Below are 17,268 nucleotides of genomic sequence, written 5' to 3'. Positions count from 1 at the left end.
ACGCGTGACCGGTCACAATTCCTCATCCAGTAGCGGCGGATCGACGGCGCTTTTCATCCGTCGTCCAGTTTTTGCTTTCGTTATCAACGTTCTGATTGTCGTCGCGGGTCTTGCTGCTTTCACAGGCGTCGATATTCGCGAACTGCCGGACGTTGACCGGCCTGTGGTGACAATCAGCACGGATTTCAGTGGTGCATCCGCTGAAACTATTGACCGTCAGTTGACACAGGTTCTCGAAAACGCTGTCGCGCGCGTTTCGGGCGTAAAATCTATTTCTTCAACATCGTCGTTTGAACGCAGCCGCGTCACGGTGGAGTTCAACGATGGTGTAGACCTCAACGTTGCCGCCGCCGACATGCGCGATGCGATTTCCCGTGTCGCCAATGACGTGCCGGAAGAAGCGGACCCGTCGCGCATCATCAAGGCCGATTCCAACGCTGATCCCGTGATGCGTCTGGCGGTTACGTCCGACACCATGTCTGTCGATGACATGACGGTGCTGGTCGAAGACCAGATACAGGATATCCTCTCCGCGGTTCCGGGCGTGGCTGACGTCCAGATCAACGGTGACCGCGACAAGATATTCCGCATCGATATCAATCAGGCGCGCCTTGCGAGCTATGGTCTGACCATTGCGGATATTTCTACGGCGCTTTCTTCCATGGGGCTGGACGCCCCTGCCGGTTCTTTGCGTAGCGCCGATCAGTCCATCGTTGTCCGTGCCACGGCCAATCTGGAAAAGCCTGAGGATTTCGAGAACGTCTACATCAACGGACGCACGCAGATCCGCGATGTTGCTACCGTCACGCTTGGGCCGGATATCGAAAGCTCGGCGGTCCGGTCCAACGGCAAGACGGCAATTGGTCTCGGCATCGTCCGTCAGGCACAGTCGAATACGCTCGATATCTCGGAGGGCATTCGGGCAGCGGTCGCCAATTTGCAGAAAACCTTGCCCGCGGGCGTGAATATCGCCGTTACCAGTGACGATGCGAATTTCATCAATGGCGCTATCCACGAGGTGGAAATCGCACTGATCGCGTCAGTGATCATCGTTGTGGCGATTATCTTCGTGTTCCTCTGGGATATACGCGCAACGCTCATCCCGGCCTTGTCCATGCCTGTCGCTTTGATCGGCACGATTGCGGCCATCTATCTGGCAGGATTCTCGGTCAATATTCTTACCCTTCTGGCTTTGGTGCTCGCCACAGGTCTCGTGGTCGATGACGCCATTGTTGTGTTGGAAAACGTTGTCCGACGACGCAATCAGGGCATGGGGCCGCGTGCTGCGGCAGTCCTCGGCACGCAGGAAGTCTTCTTCGCCGTTATTGCCACGACGCTGACTTTGGCGGCAGTCTTCGTTCCAATTTCGTTTCTGCCGGGGCAGGCGGGTGGTCTGTTCCGTGAATTCGGCTTCGTGCTGGCAATTGCTGTTCTTCTGTCATCTGTTGTTGCGTTGACGCTTTGCCCCATGCTTGCCTCTCGCTTCCTCAAGGAAGGGAATGGCGAAGACGGCGGCCACGGTCCGCTTTTCCTGCGTCGTATTGGCGGCGGGCTTGCGACCTTCTATAAAAAGACGCTGCACATCTGTCTGTCGGCGCCATTCGTTGTTGTGCTGGTGGCAATGCTTTTCGCAGGCGCATCCTTTGTCGGCTACGGTCTGATCCGTCAGGAACTGACGCCCTCGGAAGATCGTGCCGTTGCACTGCTGCGTATCAATGGGCCGCAGGGCATCAGTGTGGAGTTCCTCCAGTCTCAGCTCGACAAGATTGAGGAGGCCGTCCAGCCTCTGCGCGATAGCGGTGAAATCATTACTACTTATGCCATCGCAGGTTCCGGCGGGTCGTCCAATAACGGCTTTGTTGTCCTGACGCTGGCACCGTGGAAGGAACGCGCGCGCAGCCAGCAGGAAATCATGGCTGACATTACCCAGCGCATCAAAGGCATAACGGCGGTGCGTATTTTTACCACCCAACCGAACAGCCTTGGTATTCGTGGTGCGGGCAACGGTTTGCAGTTTGCCATAGTCGGTAGCGATTATGCCAAGCTACAGCCTGCCGCGCAGGCGGTCGTTGCCGCGCTGGAAAAGGATCCACGGTTCGTGCAGCCGCGACTGTCCGTCGAGCCGACCCAGCCGCAGCTTTCCGTCGAGATCAATCGCGAACGAGCATCCGATCTTGGTATCGACATCACAGGGCTTGCGAATGCTGTGCAGTCGGTACTCGACGGTCGCAAGATCGGATCGGTTTATGTCGGAGATCGCAGTTTCGATGTGAAACTCGTTGCCACCACCAACCCGATCAACGATCCGACCGATCTTGAAAACATATTCATGAAGACGACGGACGGTCGTTATGTGCCGATGTCGTCTATTGCTACGGTCGTTGAGAAAGCGGTTCCGCCGCAGCTTGATCGCGAGACGCGCCAGCGCTCGGTGTCCATAACGACAAATCTGCGCGACGATTTCGCGTTGGGCGATGCCTATAAGGTCGCACAGGAAATCGCGGCACCTTTGCTGCCTCCGGGAAGCCATATCATTCCGCTGGCGGAAGCTTCGACGCTCAGCGAAACATCAAGCGGCCTGGCAATGGTGTTCGGTTTTGCCATCATCATCATTCTTCTGGTGCTGGCAGCGCAGTTTGAAAGCTTTGTCAGTGCGCTGATCGTGATGGCGACGGTTCCTCTCGGGCTTGGTTGTGCGGTTTTTGCGATGCTGCTCACAGGTACGAGCCTGAACGTCTACAGCCAGATCGGTCTCGTGCTTCTGGTCGGCATCATGGCCAAGAATGGTATCCTGATTGTCGAATTCGCAGATCAATTGCGTGACAAGGGCTTGAGCGTTCGAGAAGCAATCGAGGAAGCATCCAACATTCGTCTTCGCCCGGTCTGCATGACGATGATCTGCGCCGTGCTTGGCGGTGTGCCGCTGGTTTTGGCAAGTGGCGCTGGCGCAGAAGCCCGTGTGGCTCTGGGCTGGGTCATTGTGGGTGGTCTTGGATTAGCAACGATTGCTACGCTTTATGTAACGCCGGTCGCCTATCTGCTGCTGGGACGCTTTACGCAGCCCAAAGCCGAAGAGGAAGCACGGCTCGAAAGAGAGCTGAACTACGCCCTTAAAGGGAAGTCACAAAAGGGTGGCACCGCTGAACCGGCGGAATAAACAAAAAGAAACCGGCCTTTTGGGGCCGGTTTTTTGCTGTTTTGAACGGGATCACTTCTTCATGGCGTCGGTTATCTTGGCTGTCCACGCGCCTTCCGGTTTCTTGGTGATGACGGGGTCGGAGCCACCGCCCAGAAGCGTTTCCACGGTGCGGTCGGCAGCCGCCACATCAAGGGTGCCATCGGAGCCGTCAACCAGCTTGCCGATTTCCTTGACCATACGTTCCTGAACTTCCTTGGTCTGAGCACCGGAAGCATCGTTGTCGAGTATGATATCAGCTGCTTCTCCAGGGTTCTCGGATGCGTATTTCCAGCCCTTCATTGAGGCACGGACAAAACGGGCGAGCTTGTCGACCATTGCCGGATCATCTAGGCTCTTTTCCAGCACATAGAGACCGTCTTCCAGCGTGGCGACGCCTTGCTCTTCATATGGGAAGACCACAAGCTGATCGGCTGGAATGCCTGCATCAATCACCTGCCAATATTCATTATAGGTCATTGTAGAAATGCAGTCGGCCTGCTTCTGGATCAGCGGGTCGACGTTGAAGCCCTGCTTGAGCACGGTCACGCCATCCTTGCCGCCTTCGGTCGGAATTTTCAGATGGCTCATCCATGACAGGAATGGGTATTCATTGCCGCCGAACCAGACACCGAGCGTGCGACCCTTGAAGTCTTCCGGCTTGGTGATGTTAGTATCCTTGCGGCAGGTCAGCATCATGCCGGACTTCTTGAAGGGCTGGGCGATGTTGACGAGCGGGACGCCTTTTTCACGGGTCGCGAGCGCCGACGGCATCCAGTCAACCACAACATCCGCGCCACCACCGGCAATCACCTGCGGCGGAGCGACGTCCGGTCCGCCCGGCTTGATATCGACATCGAGATTTTCTTCCTCATAGAAGCCTTTGTCCTTGGCTACATAGTAACCGGCAAATTGCCCCTGCGTCACCCATTTGAGCTGCAAGGTCAGCTTGTCGGCTGCCATTGCCGAACTGCTCATAAGCGCGAGCGCCAGTCCGGCTGTTCCAAGGCATAAAGAAATTGCCTTTTTCATTTCAGTTCTCCTCTGGTTCTTTTTATTGCCGCGCATTTTGCCCGAAAACCGGTTCCCACTTTTCGGAATGCACTTTGGTCTGCCTTATTTTTGCAGATGCCAATTATTCAGGCTTATGCCCTCCTGTATGAAGGGTGCCAGAATGTCATTCTGCGCTCGATCAGCGCGATCAGCCCATAAGAGAGCGATCCCGCAAGAGCAGCTACAAAGATTTCAGCCCAAACCATATCCACATTCATGCGCCCGATTTCCGCAGAGATGCGGAACCCCATGCCGACAATCGGCGTGCCAAAAAACTCCGCCACGATCGCTCCGATAAGTGCGAGGGTGGAATTGATCTTGAGAGCGTTGAATATGAACGGCATGGCCGCTGGAAGACGCAGCTTGAACAATATCTGCCAGTAGCTTGAGCCGTAGGTTTCCATCATGTCCCGTTCCATTGCCCCGGTACTGGCAAGGCCCGCAACCGTGTTCACCAGCATAGGGAAGAAGGTCATGATGATGACCACCGCTGCCTTCGATTGCCAGTCGAAGCCAAACCACATCACCATGATCGGTGCGACGCCCACGATTGGAAGTGCTGCAGCCAGATTGCCGAGCGGCAACAGGCCTTTACGCAGGAATGGAATCCGGTCGGCGATGATGGCGGTTATGAAACCGAGACCGCATCCCGCCACATAGCCGATGATGACGGCCTTCAGAAAGGTCTGTCGGAAATCCGCCCAGAGAATTGGTACGGACGCCGTTATGCGTGCCCAGATTGCTGATGGTGCTGGAAGGAGAACCTGAGGAATAGCGAAAAGCCGGACGGTTACTTCCCAGAGCAATAACATCGCGATGCCAAAGAGCGCTGGCACTGCGATATCCAGAAGCTTTTGGCCCAAAGGGTTACGGGTCTTGAGATTTGCGACGCAACCCACAACCAGCCATGAAACAGCTATTAGCGCTATGACGGATAGGATGCCTGTCATCATGTGGCTGCCCTTTCCGGCTTTACACCCATGCGTCGGTTCACAAGCTGTGCCGCGACGCCAATCAGCGCAACCAGCACCGCAGCCATCAGAGCAGCGGCAACGAGTGCTGCCCATATCTGCACGGTCTGGCCATAGTACGAGCCTGCAAGCAGCCGAGCACCAAGACCGGCAACTGCACCGGTTGGCAATTCACCGACAATAGCGCCAACGAGGCTGATCGCGACGGCGATCTGTATCGATGTGAACAGGAATGGCATGGCCGCAGGCCAGCGCAGTTTCCAGAACACCTGCGATCTTGATGCATTATAGGTGCGCATGAGGTCGAGATGCATCACATCAGGCGATCTCAGCCCCTTCACCATTCCCACTGCCACGGGAAAGAAAGAGAGATAGGTGGAGATGATAGCTTTGGGCAGCAAGCCCGATATGCCAATGGCATTCAGGACCACGATAATCATCGGCGCGATGGCGAGGATCGGGATCGTTTGTGAGGTGATGATCCATGGCATCAGGCTTTTGTCGAGTGTGCGGGAATGAACAATCCCCACGGCGAGAAGAACGCCCAATGCCGATCCCAGCACAAAACCGAGCAGGGTGGACGATAGTGTGACCCATCCGTGATAGATCAGGCTGCGCTTGGAACTCGGTTTGACACCGAAGACGGTTTTCCAGATTTCTTCAGCTACCTGATGCGGTGCGGGCAGGACCGGTCGGTCCTGATGCATCGTATTGGCAACAAGCGTCGAGAAGGTGATTTCTGTCCCTGCGCGTGTCGCCTGATCACGCTCAAACGGGGCGTTGAGCACCACCGCCAGGCCGTACCAAAGCGCAATAATGACGGCGAGTATAGTCGCCACGGGGATGAATCTGTCGTGCAGGAAGCCTTTCATGGACGATCTCCAGCACGATGCCGTTGAAAAGTGCCCTTATTCATGGATGTGTCCCAAACGCAAACCCTCACGGACGCGGTGGGCAATTTTCAGGAACGCTTCGGACTCCCTGATTTCAAGTGGTCTGTCCGGGCCAAGATCGCAATCGATGATTTCATGAATGCGGCCTGGGCGCGGGCTCATGACAACGATCTTGGTTGAGAGAAACACCGCTTCCGGGATCGAGTGTGTGACGAAAATCACTGTTTTGCGGGTTGCTGCCCAAAGCTTGAGAAGCTGTTCGTTGAGATGATCGCGCACGATTTCGTCCAGAGCGCCGAAGGGCTCGTCCATCAGCAGCATATCAGGATCGAATGATAATGCGCGGGCTATCGATGCGCGCTGTTGCATGCCGCCGGAAAGCTGCCAGGGATATTTTTTGTCAAAGCCTGAGAGATTGACGAGCGCGAGGTTCTTTTCGATCCGCTCGCGCCTTTCTGCTTTGGAGAACCCCATAATCTCCAGCGGCAGGCTGATATTGTCTTCGATGGTACGCCACGGAAACAGAGCGGCCGCCTGAAATACGTAACCATAGGACCGGTCCAGACGGGCTTGCTCCGGTGTTTTGCCGTTGACCGTGACAGAACCTGATGTCGGTTGCTCCAGATCGGCCACCACACGCATCAGCGTAGTCTTGCCGCATCCCGAAGGTCCGATGAAGGAAACGAACTCGCCGCGCTTGACGGCAAGATCAATATTGGACAGCGCATGGACAGGTCCGTCATTCGTCTCGAAGACGAGCGACAAGTCTTTGATGTCGATCACTGTCTGCGCATTTGCCTCGCCCCTCCCATTATCCCTGGATCGGGTGGCCATGCTGTCATTCAAGTTCATGCGCGGTTCCCGAAGCTGGACGATGGCCATGTCTCAGACCCCTATCGGCATATGTTCGGCGCTGCGTTCCACCTTGCGCGGCGCAACGATTTCCTTCCATTGTGACAGCGCCCGATTGACGGCACCGTTCGGCTCGCGCTCGACGAAGCGCCCGTCACCTGGCTCTGCCGTGACGTGTCCCTTGTCGAAAGCGATACGTCCGCGTGAAAGCGTCGTCCTCGGCAGGCCCTTGAGCTCAAAACCTTCGAACACGTTGTAATCAATCGAGGAAAGCTGTGTTTTTGCAGAAACCTTCTTGGTTGCCTCCGGATCCCAGATGACAAGATCAGCGTCAGCACCCGGCAGCACTGCGCCTTTCTGCGGATAGATGTTCAAGATCTTGGCAATGTTTGTCGAGGTGACAGCAACAAATTCATTTGGCGTCAGGCGACCAGTGCGCACGCCGCGCGACCACAACACTGGCATACGTTCTTCCAGACCACCCGTTCCATTCGGAATCTTGGTGAAATTGCCGATGCCGTAACGCTTCTGTTCAGTAGTGAATGCGCAGTGGTCGGTTGCAACGCATTGCAGGCTTCCGGCCGCAAGACCGGCCCACAGACTATCCTGATTGACCTTGTCACGGAATGGCGGCGACATCACCCGGCGTGCCGCATAATCCCAATCCTTGTTATGATATTCGCTTTCGTCCAGCGTCAGATGCTGGATCAGCGGCTCGCCGAACACGCGCATACCCTTTTGCCGGGCGCGGCGGATTGCTTCATGGCTCTGTTCGCAGGAAACATGCACGACATAGAGCGGAACGCCTGCCTGATCGGCAATCATGATCGCGCGATTGGTTGCTTCACCCTCCACTTCCGGCGGACGCGAATAGGCATGGGCTTCCGGTCCGTCATTGCCTTCGGCCATCAGTTTAGCCTGCAGCTGCGCAACGATATCGCCGTTTTCAGCATGGACGAGCGGCATGGCGCCCAGTTCAGCACAACGCTGGAACGACGCGAACATCTCGTCATCATTTACCATCAACGCGCCCTTATAGGCCATGAAGTGTTTGAAGGTGTTGATGCCGCGCTTCACCACCTCGGCCATTTCGTTGAACGTGCGCTCGTTCCAGCCGGTAATCGCCATGTGGAACGAATAATCGGTGCGCGCCTTGCCAGCCTTCTGGAACCACTCCTGAAGCGCGTCGAGCAGGTTACCTTCGGAATCCGGCAGCACGAAATCGACCACCATCGTCGTCCCGCCAGAAAGGGCAGCCGCCGTTCCAGTATCGAAATCGTCGGAAGAATAGGTCCCCATGAAGGGCATTTGCAGATGGGTGTGCGGGTCGATGCCACCCGGCATGATATAACAGCCGGATGCATCTATGACTTCATCGCCGGAGAGATTGTCGCCGACAGCAACAATCTTTTCGCCTTCGATGAGAACATCGGCTTTAAAGGTGCGGTCAGCCGTGATGACGGTTCCGCCTTTGATGACCTTTGCCATTGTTCGTCGTTCCCCTTTTTGGTTTTGTTGCGAACAGTAGCAGTAGTGGATGGTTGTGAAATCAGCTTACAATTTCAGCAGTCTCCAATACCGCATGCAGAAGCACGTCGGTTCCCGCCGACGCCCATTCCTTCGAAATATCCTCGTCTTCATTGTGGCTGAGCCCGTCCACGCATGGGCACATGACCATGGCCGTTGGTGCGACGCGATTGACCCAGCAGGCATCGTGGCCTGCGCCGGAAACGATGTTGCGATGGCTGTAGCCAAGTCGCTCTGCCGCATTGCGGATCGCCACCACACAACCATCATCAAAGGTCACCGGGTCGAAATGTCCGGCCACCTCAATCTCGATGCCGATGTCCAGTTCTGCGGCAATCTTCGGCGCTTCCTTTTCAAACCGCGTTTTCATGTCATCCAGCACATCCTGGTTGGGCGAACGGAAATCCACAGTGAAAACGATCTGGCCCGGAAGCACATTGCGTGAATTGGGTGAAACGTCGATATGGCCGACACCGCCAACCGCATCCGGCTGGTGGGACATGGCGATTTCGTTGACGAGTTGCAGCATCTTGCCGAGGCCAAGGCTCGCATTCTTGCGCATCTTCATAGGCGTAGAGCCGGTGTGCGCCTCCTTGCCGGTCAAGGTCACCTGCAGCCACCACAGCCCCTGACCGTGCGTGACAACACCGATATCCTTGTGCTCAACTTCAAGGATTGGTCCCTGTTCGATATGAAGCTCGAACATCGCATGGATTTTGCGCTGCCCGACCGGTTCATCGCCTTTCCAGCCGATGCGCTCCAGTTCGTCTCCGAATTTCTTGCCTTTGGCGTCGGTGCGCTGATAGGCCCAGTCCTGCTCGTGGACACCGGCAAAAACACCGGATGAGAGCATCGCTGGGGCAAATCGCGTGCCTTCCTCATTCGTCCAGTTGACGACGACGATTGGCCGCTTTGTCTTGATATTCATATCGTTGAGCGTGCGCATGACTTCGAGGCCGCCGAGCACGCCCAGCACGCCATCGAATTTACCACCCGTCGGCTGCGTGTCGAGATGGCTGCCCATATAGACCGGATCGGCGTCGGCATCTTCGCCGGGGCGGAGGAAGAACATGTTCCCCATCGTGTCCACGCCCATGGAAAGTCCGGATTTTTCGCACCAGCTCTGAAACAGTTTGCGGCCTTCGCCGTCCTCATCGGTCAAGGTCTGGCGGTTATTGCCACCGCGCACACCGGGGCCGATCTGGGCCATGTCCATCAGACTGTCCCAAAGACGATCGCCATTGACTCTAAGATTGCTGGTGAGCACCATGCGCTCTGCCTCCGCATTATGTATGTGCGTTTAAATTCGGGCCATTATACTTCTAGCCCGTATCCACCCGCCAATATATGTTCCCACGACCCGGCTCTTTGGCCACAATATTCTTGCCTTGCGGGCAAAAACTTGACTAGTTGGTCAAATTGCAGGCTAGAAGAGCGTTTGAATATGGTCAAGCGCTTTTGAAAAATTCTACACTGCTGAAAGGTGTCAAATGGCCACAGCTCCTTCAGACTCACGGACCGACACGGTTGAAAACGAGAAGATGTCGAACGACAAGTCGGAAGGCGCGACGCGCATTCAGGGTATAAATCGCAGGCTTATCCTCGATGCAGCGCTGGAGGTTTTTTCCGCTTATGGCTTTCGAGGTTCGACAGTCGACCAGATCGCCGAGAAGGCAGGCATGTCGAAGCCAAACCTGCTTTATTATTTCCCGCGCAAGCAGAACATTTATGTGACCGTGCTGGAAGATACGCTTGCCACCTGGCTGGAGCCTTTCGAACACATTAATCCGGACGGTGATCCGCTGGAAGAATTGCGGCGCTACATTGCTGTGAAGCTTGAAATGTCGGCGAAGAAACCGGAGGCTTCGCGCCTTTTCGCCAATGAAATTCTGCATGGCGCTCCGGCGATTTCTGACTTTCTCAAAGGGCACCTGAAGCAGTTGGTCGATGAAAAAGCGGCAGTCATTCATCGATGGATTGCTGAAAAACGCTTGGCTCCGGTCGATCCTTATCATCTGATTTTCACCATATGGGCGGTAACGCAGCACTATTCGGATTTTTCCGTGCAGGTCGGGGCCGTTCTCGGCAGGCGATCGGAGGAGGCCGGTTTTTATGATGAGACGGCCAAAGCGGTGAGTGCCATTATTCTTGACGGCATCCGCCCACGAAACGAGAATTCGTCATCATGAAAACGATTCTTATTGCAGCAGCCATTGTCCGCGATGAGGCAGGCCGTTTCCTCCTCGTGCGCAAGCGCGGCAGCGAGATTTTCTTCCAGCCGGGTGGCAAGATCGATGCAGGCGAGCAGCCTGAAACAGCCCTTATCCGCGAAATTGAGGAGGAACTCGGCATTCGCATTGCCGAGAGCCAGTTAAGCTATGCTGCGAAAATGTCAGCGCCTGCAGCTAACGAGCTCGACGCCACGGTTGAAGCCGAGCTGTTCCATCTTAGCCTTAAGGAAGGGCAGGTGCCTGCCGCTTCCAGCGAGATTGAAGAACTGATCTGGCTCAAGGCTGGCGATCAAAGCCGTCCCGTTGCCCTGCTTTCGCAGAGCATTCAGGCGCGGTTTTCGGATGCAGTTTAAGCACTCTCGACGCGATTTCCTTCGCCATCGAAAAGATGCAGGTGCTGTGCCGGGAAGCTCACCTGAATGGAGCCCTGCGCATGAAGCGCATCGCGATCCAGTGTGAAAATCTTGAACGGCAACCCGTGCAGGCTGAGATGCAGAATAATGCCGAAGCCGGTCGGCTCGACCAAATCGACATCAGCCGTCAGGCCTGCTGAATTCTCGATATGCACATGCTCTGGACGAATGCCAAGCGTGGCGTTCGCGCCATCCTTGAGTTTTACGGGCTGCGGCAATGCGATGAGCGTGCCGTCTTTGAGTTTCAGACGCGGGCCACCATCCTGTTCAAGATAGGTCACATCGAGGAAGTTCATGGCGGGTGAGCCGATGAAACCTGCCACGAAGAGATTGGCCGGGTGGTCATAAAGCTCAAGTGGAGAGCCGACCTGCTGCACCACACCACCATGCATGGCGACGATACGGTCGGCCAGAGTCATGGCTTCGATCTGGTCATGTGTCACATAAATGGATGTGGCTTTCAGCTCACCATGCAGTTTTTTGATTTCGGCACGCATCTGCTCGCGCAGGCGCGCATCGAGGTTGGAAAGCGGCTCGTCAAAGAGGAAGGCCTTGGGCTGACGCACAATGGCGCGACCCATTGCAACGCGCTGGCGTTGGCCACCGGAAAGCGCCTTCGGTCGACGTTCCAGCAAAGGCTCAAGGCCAAGTTTGGCGGCGGTCGATTTGATGGCGCTTGCGATCTTTTCTTTCGGCGTTTTGCGCAGCCGCATACTGTAGCTCATATTGTCGGCGACACTCATATGCGGGTAGAGCGCATAGGACTGAAACACCATCGCAATATCGCGATCTTTGGGTGCCAGCTCATTGACGCGCTTGCCACTGATCTGCACCTGACCGGCAGTGATGTCTTCAAGGCCTGCAATCATGCGCAGCAATGTGGATTTGCCACAGCCTGACGGGCCGACCAGCACGATGAATTCGCCATCTTTGATCTCAAGGTCAACGCCGTGCAGAACAGCATGTTCGCCATAGCTTTTGCGGACTGACTGAATATCGATGGAAGCCATAGGGAAAAATCCTTTCAGCCTTTGACCGCGCCAGCCGTGAGGCCCTGCACGAGATATCGTTGAATGAGGAAGAAGAAGAGACAGGCCGGGATCAGCGCGAGCACGCCCGCTGCCATCATCTGTCCGAAATCGACCGAGAACTTTGAGACGAAGCTCAAAAGCCCGACCGGGAACGTGGCTGAATCATTGCCGGAAATCAGCATCAGCGCGAACAGAAGCTCGCTCCACGCTGCGGTGAAAACAAAGCCGAGCGTTGCAGCAATACCGGGCAGGGTCAGCGGCAGAATGATCTGGCGGAAAGCCATGAACTGCGTTGCGCCGTCGATCTTGGCGGCTTCTTCGAGATCCTTCGGAATGCCGTCGAAGAACGATTGCATCAGGAAGGTTGCAAAAGGCACATTGAATGCCGAATAGACGATGATGAGGCCGATCAGGCTGTTGGTGAGACCGAGCGGTGCCATGATCTTGTAGATCGGCGCGATCAGCATCACGAGCGGGAACATCTGCGTCAGCAGCATCAGCGCCACAATCCAGTATTTTGCACGGAAATTGAAACGTGACAGCGCATAGCCGGAGAGCGATGCCAGTAGCGTAACGATGATGGCGGTTGAGCCGGATACGATCAGGCTGTTGCGGAAGAACAGCGGAAATGAGCTGTTATTCAAAACATGGCTGAAGTGATCGAACGTCATGCGCGATGGCCAGAGCCGTACGCCTTCGCTGTAAAGCAGATCATTGGGCGTGACGGAAACCTTCACCAGCCAGAAGATCGGAAACAGCGCGAACAGGACGAACAGCAGAATGGCAATGCGATGCGCGCCGACAAGGAGGAGTTTACGGTTTGTCATGGCCTCAATCCTTGTTCAGCAGCGTCTGGCGCAACAGCACGATGAGCATTGAATAGACCATCAGCAGGACAAGCAGGACCATCGCAATTGCCGAGGCATAGCCGAAATCGAGCCGTTTGAAGGCCTGCGTGAAGATGTAGCTGGCGACGATCTGTGTCCGGTCGGCAGGGCCGCCACCGGTCATCACGACAATCAGATCGGCACTGTTGGCAATCCAGACGGTGCGCAGCAAAATGGTGATAGCCATGGTTGGCGCGAGATATGGAAGCGTGATCGAGAGAAAACGCTGCACGGGGCCAGCGCCATCAATCGCTGCTGCTTCATAAAGATCGCGGGGGATGGCCTGCAAAGCGGCCAGCATGGTGATGGCAAAGAACGGAATACCCCACCATACACCGGCGGTAATGATGCCCCACATGGCCAGATTGGGGTCGGACAGGATGTTGTCTGGTGCGCTCAGAATGCCGATTGCATGTAGCCAGTGCGGCAGCGGACCGATCACCGGATTGAACAGCCACGCCCAGTTAAGGCCGGTGAGGAATGTCGGTACAGCCCATGGCAGAAAGATCAATGCCTGCGCAATGCCGCGTCCGGCGAATGGCTTGTCGAGCAGCAGGGCAAGAATAAGCCCGAACACGAATTGCAGCAGCACCGAACAGCCGGTCCACCAGAGTGTGTTCTTCAAAGAACGATAGAAAGCCTGATCCGTCGCAAGTTCGCGGAAATGATCAAGCCCTACATAGCCACCCGAAAACGGGTTAAGCAACTGAATGTCGCGAAAGGCATAGGAGACGCCGAGGACCAGCGGAACCAGCATGATGGCGCCGATGAGGATCAGTGCGGGGGCGCTGTAGAGATAAGGTTCGGAGGCGTGCGCAAGTCGCTGCAGAAAACTGCGGCGATCCTGTCTTGGCACGTCGTTGTGCACCGGGGCCTTTATGGAAGCGGTGTCGTTCATCATTTTTCCCTTCGCGGGGCTGCATCATTCGCTTTGCAGGCGCGGTCTTCCACGCCTGCAAGCTGTTCATGGTGCTATTGCTTTGAAAGGTGCTTCTGCTGTGCCTTGGTCAGATATTCTGCCCATTGGTCGGCCAGCTGATCTGGCGTGATGTCGCCGAGAAGCGCTTCCTGCGAGGTCTTGATGACGAGCGAATCCTTGAAGAAGGCAAATTCTTCCAGATAGGTCGGCATGACGGTTGGAACGACGTTCTTGTCAGCCAGTTCATCGAACCAGCCCTTGAACTGCTCGCCGCTATAGAACGGATCGTTCTGAGCAGATTTAAGAACCGGCAATGCACCGGTGCGCTTGTTCCATTCGATATTGCCTTCCGGACCTTCAAGCATCGAGATCAGCTTCCAGGAGAGGTCCTTGTTCTGGCTACCGCTCATCATCGACCAGCCGGCAAAACCGATGGTCGGGAAGGTTTTGCCATCCGGGCCCTTTGGCATGATGGTGACGCCGAAATCTTCCGGCTTCATGCGTTCGGCAATGGCGATCAGCGCATCTGGATCTTGGTTGAGGAAGGCGCAGGTGCCGCTATAGAAACCGGCGACGGTTTCGTTGAAGCCCCAGTTGACGCTGTCCTTCGGTGCAAGGCCGTTCTTGTAGAGATCGACCATCCAGGTGATGCCCTTTTTCCAGCCTTCGCTGTTCATGGTCGAGGTGCCGTCTTCGTTGAAGAACTTATTGTCACCGGCCATGGATGCGGCAAAAATCACCCAGCCATTGAGACCACCGGGGCCACCACGCATACAGAAGCCGGACTTGCCGGGAAGGGCTGCGATCTTTTTGGAGGCTTCGACAAATTCGTCCATCGTCTTTGGCGGCTCGGACACACCAGCCTCAGACAGCAGCTTCTTGTTGTAGAACATGGCGTTCAGATAGAAGCCGTAAGGCAGCGTATAGGCTGTGTTGTTGACACTGCGGCCAAGCTCAAGTGCGCGCTCGGTCAGGTCTGGCGTGGTTTCCCACTTTTCGAGATATGGCTCGAGGTTTTCCAGCATGCCATTGTTGGCATAGAGCGAAACCCAGGTGTCCGGCATTTCCATGACATCGGGAATTTCACCAGCCGAAACCATGGTTGCGAATTTCTGGAAGGATTCGCCCCATGGCAGCGAGATGATTTCGACCTTGGTACCCGGATTGGCTGCCTCAAACTTGGCAACGATGGATTCAAGCGTCTTGGTGCGTTCCGGGCTGGTGATGACTTCAACAAGCTTCAGAGTGGTATCGGCAAGCGCCGTACCGCTCAAAAGCATGGTTGCGAATGCGGCTGCTATTAGTTTTTTCATTGCAGTTCCCCTTATTGCTCCTCACTGGATTTTCGTTATTCGGTCGATGCTGCGAGCGCTCCTTCAATATCCCGCCACAGCGCTTCCGTTCCTTCCAGTCCGACATGCAGGCGCACGGAGCGCGGGTCGATGCCGAACGTATGTGCCGAATTTGGCTGTGCTTTCTGCTGCAGCACGACTTCGCCCGGCACGATCAGGCTTTCATGACCGCCCCAGCTCACGCCGAGCTTGAACAGATCGAGATGATTGCAGAATTCGCGAATGTTCACGCCTTCCCGGAAGATGACCGAGAACAGGCCGGACGTGCCCTTGAGACCCGCAGGCAGACGATTGGCAAGTGCCGGGTGGCAGACGGTTTCAACCACATCCAGTGCCTGAAGACGCTTTGCAATTTCCAGTGCCGAAGCCTCGTGCGCCTTCATGCGCGTCGGCAAAGTGCGCATGCCACGCACCAGAAGCCACGCATCAAACGGTGAAAGCTTGCCGCCGAGATATGGATAGGTTTCTGCGCGGATTGTATTGATCAGGGCTTTCGATCCGGTCACGACACCGGCCACGACATCGCTATGGCCACCGAGATATTTCGATGCCGAATGCACGACGAGATCAACGCCAAGCGACAGTGGGCGCTGGAAGATCGGGCTGGCCCAGCTGTTGTCGATGATGCTCAGCACGCCATGCTGCCTGGCAATCGCTGCCAGGGCACCGACATCATGGGCTTCCATGACCCAGCTCGTCGGGCTTTCCATGTAGAAGAGCTTTGCACCGGGCAGGGCTTTTGCAACCGCTTCCTCGTCGCGGCCATCGACGTAGTCTACCTGCACCTGCATACGCTTCATAATGGTGCCAAACAGGCGGAATGCATCCGGGTAGACATGACGTACCGCAACGATGCGATCACCGGGATTGACGAAGGCCAGCACACTTGAAGAGATGGCAGCCATGCCGCTGGCAAAGCCCAGCGCGTCTTCGCCGCCTTCAAGTTTTGCCAGCATTTCTTCAAATGCCCGCACGGTCGGGTTGAGGCCGCGTGTGTAGATCGGGCGAACCTTTTCGCCGCGATAAGAGGCGACCATGTCGTCATAGCTTGGGAAGGTGAAAAGCGAGGTCTGCACGATGGGTGGAACCACGGCGTCGTAGGCATTGCTTTCATCATGAGCAACCGTAAGCGCTGCGAAATCCAGCGGATCCATCCCGTCGGTCATTTGGACATTTCCTTGATGTCTTCCTCGACAATGTCGAGGATCTTGAGTGTTTCCTGCCGTGCGGCTTCAGGGTCCTGAGCCACGATGGCGTTAAAGAGCGTGCGGTGGAACGGAAAGGTCCGCCGCGCGAAGTCGATCCGCTCAAACGGATGATCCCAGAAGTGCAAGAAGGCTTCGCGCATCTGTTCGAGCAATTGTCTGAAAAGCGGATTATGGGTCGCGTCGTAAATGGCGAGATGAAACGCCAGATCTTCCGGGCCTGACGTGCCTTCCGCGATATGAACGCGCTCCATCTCATTGAGATTGCGTTCGATGATGACGAGGTCTTCCGCCGTGCGTTTGCGGGCGGCGACCATGCTGGCCTCGGCTTCGATGCCACGGCGCACTTCAAGCGATTGCAGCAATGCATCGCGCAATTGCGCGGGGTCGAATGAAAGCGGCATATGAATGGTTGCCGCCGAAATCGGCTTGAGCAGATAGGTGCCGCTACCTTTGCGGGCTTCGATCACACCCAGCGCCTGAAAGTGCCGGATTGCTTCGCGAATGGTGGAGCGCCCCACGGCCAGCGCGGTCATCAATTCACGTTCGGCGGGAAGGCGATCTCCGGCCTGAAGCTGCGCTGTCGCGATGTAATTGGCGAGCGCATCTGTTACCTGCCGGGCGCGATCCATCGGCGGTAACGGTGCTATCTGCAGCAGCCTGCGATCTTTCATTCTGCCTCCATTTCACAGATTGACCCAGAGATCAGCCCAGAGTCTCAACGCGCAATCAGGTCAGAGCCGGTTCCCTTATTGGTTC

15 protein-coding genes are annotated in these 17,268 nt (G+C 56.0%); 3 read left to right on the top strand and 12 right to left on the bottom strand.

From position 1 onward, the window contains the following. The first annotated feature begins 4 nt into the window (after nt 1-4). A complete protein-coding gene (locus FG152_RS09035) occupies nt 5-3,157 on the top strand; it encodes an efflux RND transporter permease subunit (protein WP_010658165.1) in 3,153 nt (1,050 codons plus the stop codon). Nucleotides 3,158-3,208: 51 nt separating this feature from the next. On the opposite strand, the gene FG152_RS09030 is transcribed toward FG152_RS09035, so the two are convergent. The 6 genes from FG152_RS09030 to FG152_RS09005 form a co-directional block, all read right to left on the bottom strand. Then, nucleotides 3,209-4,207 (bottom strand): ABC transporter substrate-binding protein, encoded by a 999-nt coding sequence (locus FG152_RS09030; RefSeq protein WP_010658166.1) that lies wholly within the window; start codon nt 4,205-4,207, stop codon nt 3,209-3,211. Between the two features lie 113 nt (nt 4,208-4,320). Then, a complete protein-coding gene (locus tag FG152_RS09025) occupies nt 4,321-5,181 on the bottom strand; it encodes an ABC transporter permease (RefSeq protein ID WP_029925793.1) in 861 nt (286 codons plus the stop codon). Then, nucleotides 5,178-6,071: an ABC transporter permease gene (locus FG152_RS09020; RefSeq protein WP_498985979.1), complete on the bottom strand. Its 894-nt coding sequence runs from the start codon at nt 6,069-6,071 to the stop codon at nt 5,178-5,180. Before FG152_RS09020 ends, FG152_RS09025 begins: the two co-directional genes overlap by 4 nt. Before the next feature lie 36 nt (nt 6,072-6,107). Continuing rightward, the gene (locus tag FG152_RS09015) at nt 6,108-6,944 is read right to left on the bottom strand and encodes an ABC transporter ATP-binding protein (RefSeq protein ID WP_012090677.1); all 837 of its coding nucleotides are present in this window, start codon (nt 6,942-6,944) and stop codon (nt 6,108-6,110) included. A 33-nt stretch (nt 6,945-6,977) separates the two neighbouring features. Further along, entirely contained in the window at nt 6,978-8,432 is a 1,455-nt protein-coding gene (gene hydA, locus FG152_RS09010; protein WP_029925787.1) for a dihydropyrimidinase, read from the bottom strand. 61 nt (nt 8,433-8,493) lie between these two features. Beyond that, entirely contained in the window at nt 8,494-9,741 is a 1,248-nt protein-coding gene (locus FG152_RS09005; protein WP_010658171.1) for a Zn-dependent hydrolase, read from the bottom strand. A gap of 220 nt (nt 9,742-9,961) precedes the next feature. On the opposite strand from FG152_RS09005, the gene rutR reads away from it, so the two are divergent. Next, nucleotides 9,962-10,660, top strand: coding sequence for an HTH-type transcriptional regulator RutR (gene rutR, locus FG152_RS09000; protein ID WP_012090679.1), 699 nt, complete (start codon nt 9,962-9,964; stop codon nt 10,658-10,660). Then, a complete protein-coding gene (locus tag FG152_RS08995; RefSeq protein WP_029925785.1) occupies nt 10,657-11,055 on the top strand; it encodes an NUDIX hydrolase in 399 nt (132 codons plus the stop codon). Before rutR ends, FG152_RS08995 begins: the two co-directional genes overlap by 4 nt. Here FG152_RS08995 and FG152_RS08990 read toward each other — a convergent pair. The 6 genes from FG152_RS08990 to FG152_RS08965 form a co-directional block, all read right to left on the bottom strand. Continuing rightward, the gene (locus FG152_RS08990; RefSeq protein WP_010658174.1) at nt 11,052-12,125 is read right to left on the bottom strand and encodes an ABC transporter ATP-binding protein; all 1,074 of its coding nucleotides are present in this window, start codon (nt 12,123-12,125) and stop codon (nt 11,052-11,054) included. The two genes, FG152_RS08995 and FG152_RS08990, sit on opposite strands and share 4 nt — an antisense overlap. A gap of 14 nt (nt 12,126-12,139) precedes the next feature. After that, nucleotides 12,140-12,973 (bottom strand): carbohydrate ABC transporter permease, encoded by an 834-nt coding sequence (locus FG152_RS08985; protein ID WP_010658175.1) that lies wholly within the window; start codon nt 12,971-12,973, stop codon nt 12,140-12,142. A gap of 4 nt (nt 12,974-12,977) precedes the next feature. Then, complete coding sequence (locus FG152_RS08980; protein WP_012090682.1) at nt 12,978-13,931, bottom strand: carbohydrate ABC transporter permease; 954 nt, start codon at nt 13,929-13,931, stop codon at nt 12,978-12,980. A 74-nt stretch (nt 13,932-14,005) separates the two neighbouring features. Beyond that, nucleotides 14,006-15,265, bottom strand: a complete 1,260-nt coding sequence (locus tag FG152_RS08975; protein ID WP_010658177.1) for an ABC transporter substrate-binding protein — start codon at nt 15,263-15,265, stop codon at nt 14,006-14,008. A gap of 35 nt (nt 15,266-15,300) precedes the next feature. Beyond that, nucleotides 15,301-16,470, bottom strand: a complete 1,170-nt coding sequence (locus tag FG152_RS08970; protein ID WP_010658178.1) for a PLP-dependent transferase — start codon at nt 16,468-16,470, stop codon at nt 15,301-15,303. Continuing rightward, entirely contained in the window at nt 16,467-17,183 is a 717-nt protein-coding gene (locus FG152_RS08965; protein ID WP_012090683.1) for a FadR/GntR family transcriptional regulator, read from the bottom strand. Before FG152_RS08965 ends, FG152_RS08970 begins: the two co-directional genes overlap by 4 nt. Nucleotides 17,184-17,268 lie beyond the last annotated feature (85 nt).

The sequence above is a fragment of the Ochrobactrum sp. XJ1 genome, assembly GCF_024701725.1.
Taxonomy (GTDB): domain Bacteria; phylum Pseudomonadota; class Alphaproteobacteria; order Rhizobiales; family Rhizobiaceae; genus Brucella; species Brucella anthropi.
This window is presented reverse-complemented; position numbering and strand designations above follow the sequence as displayed.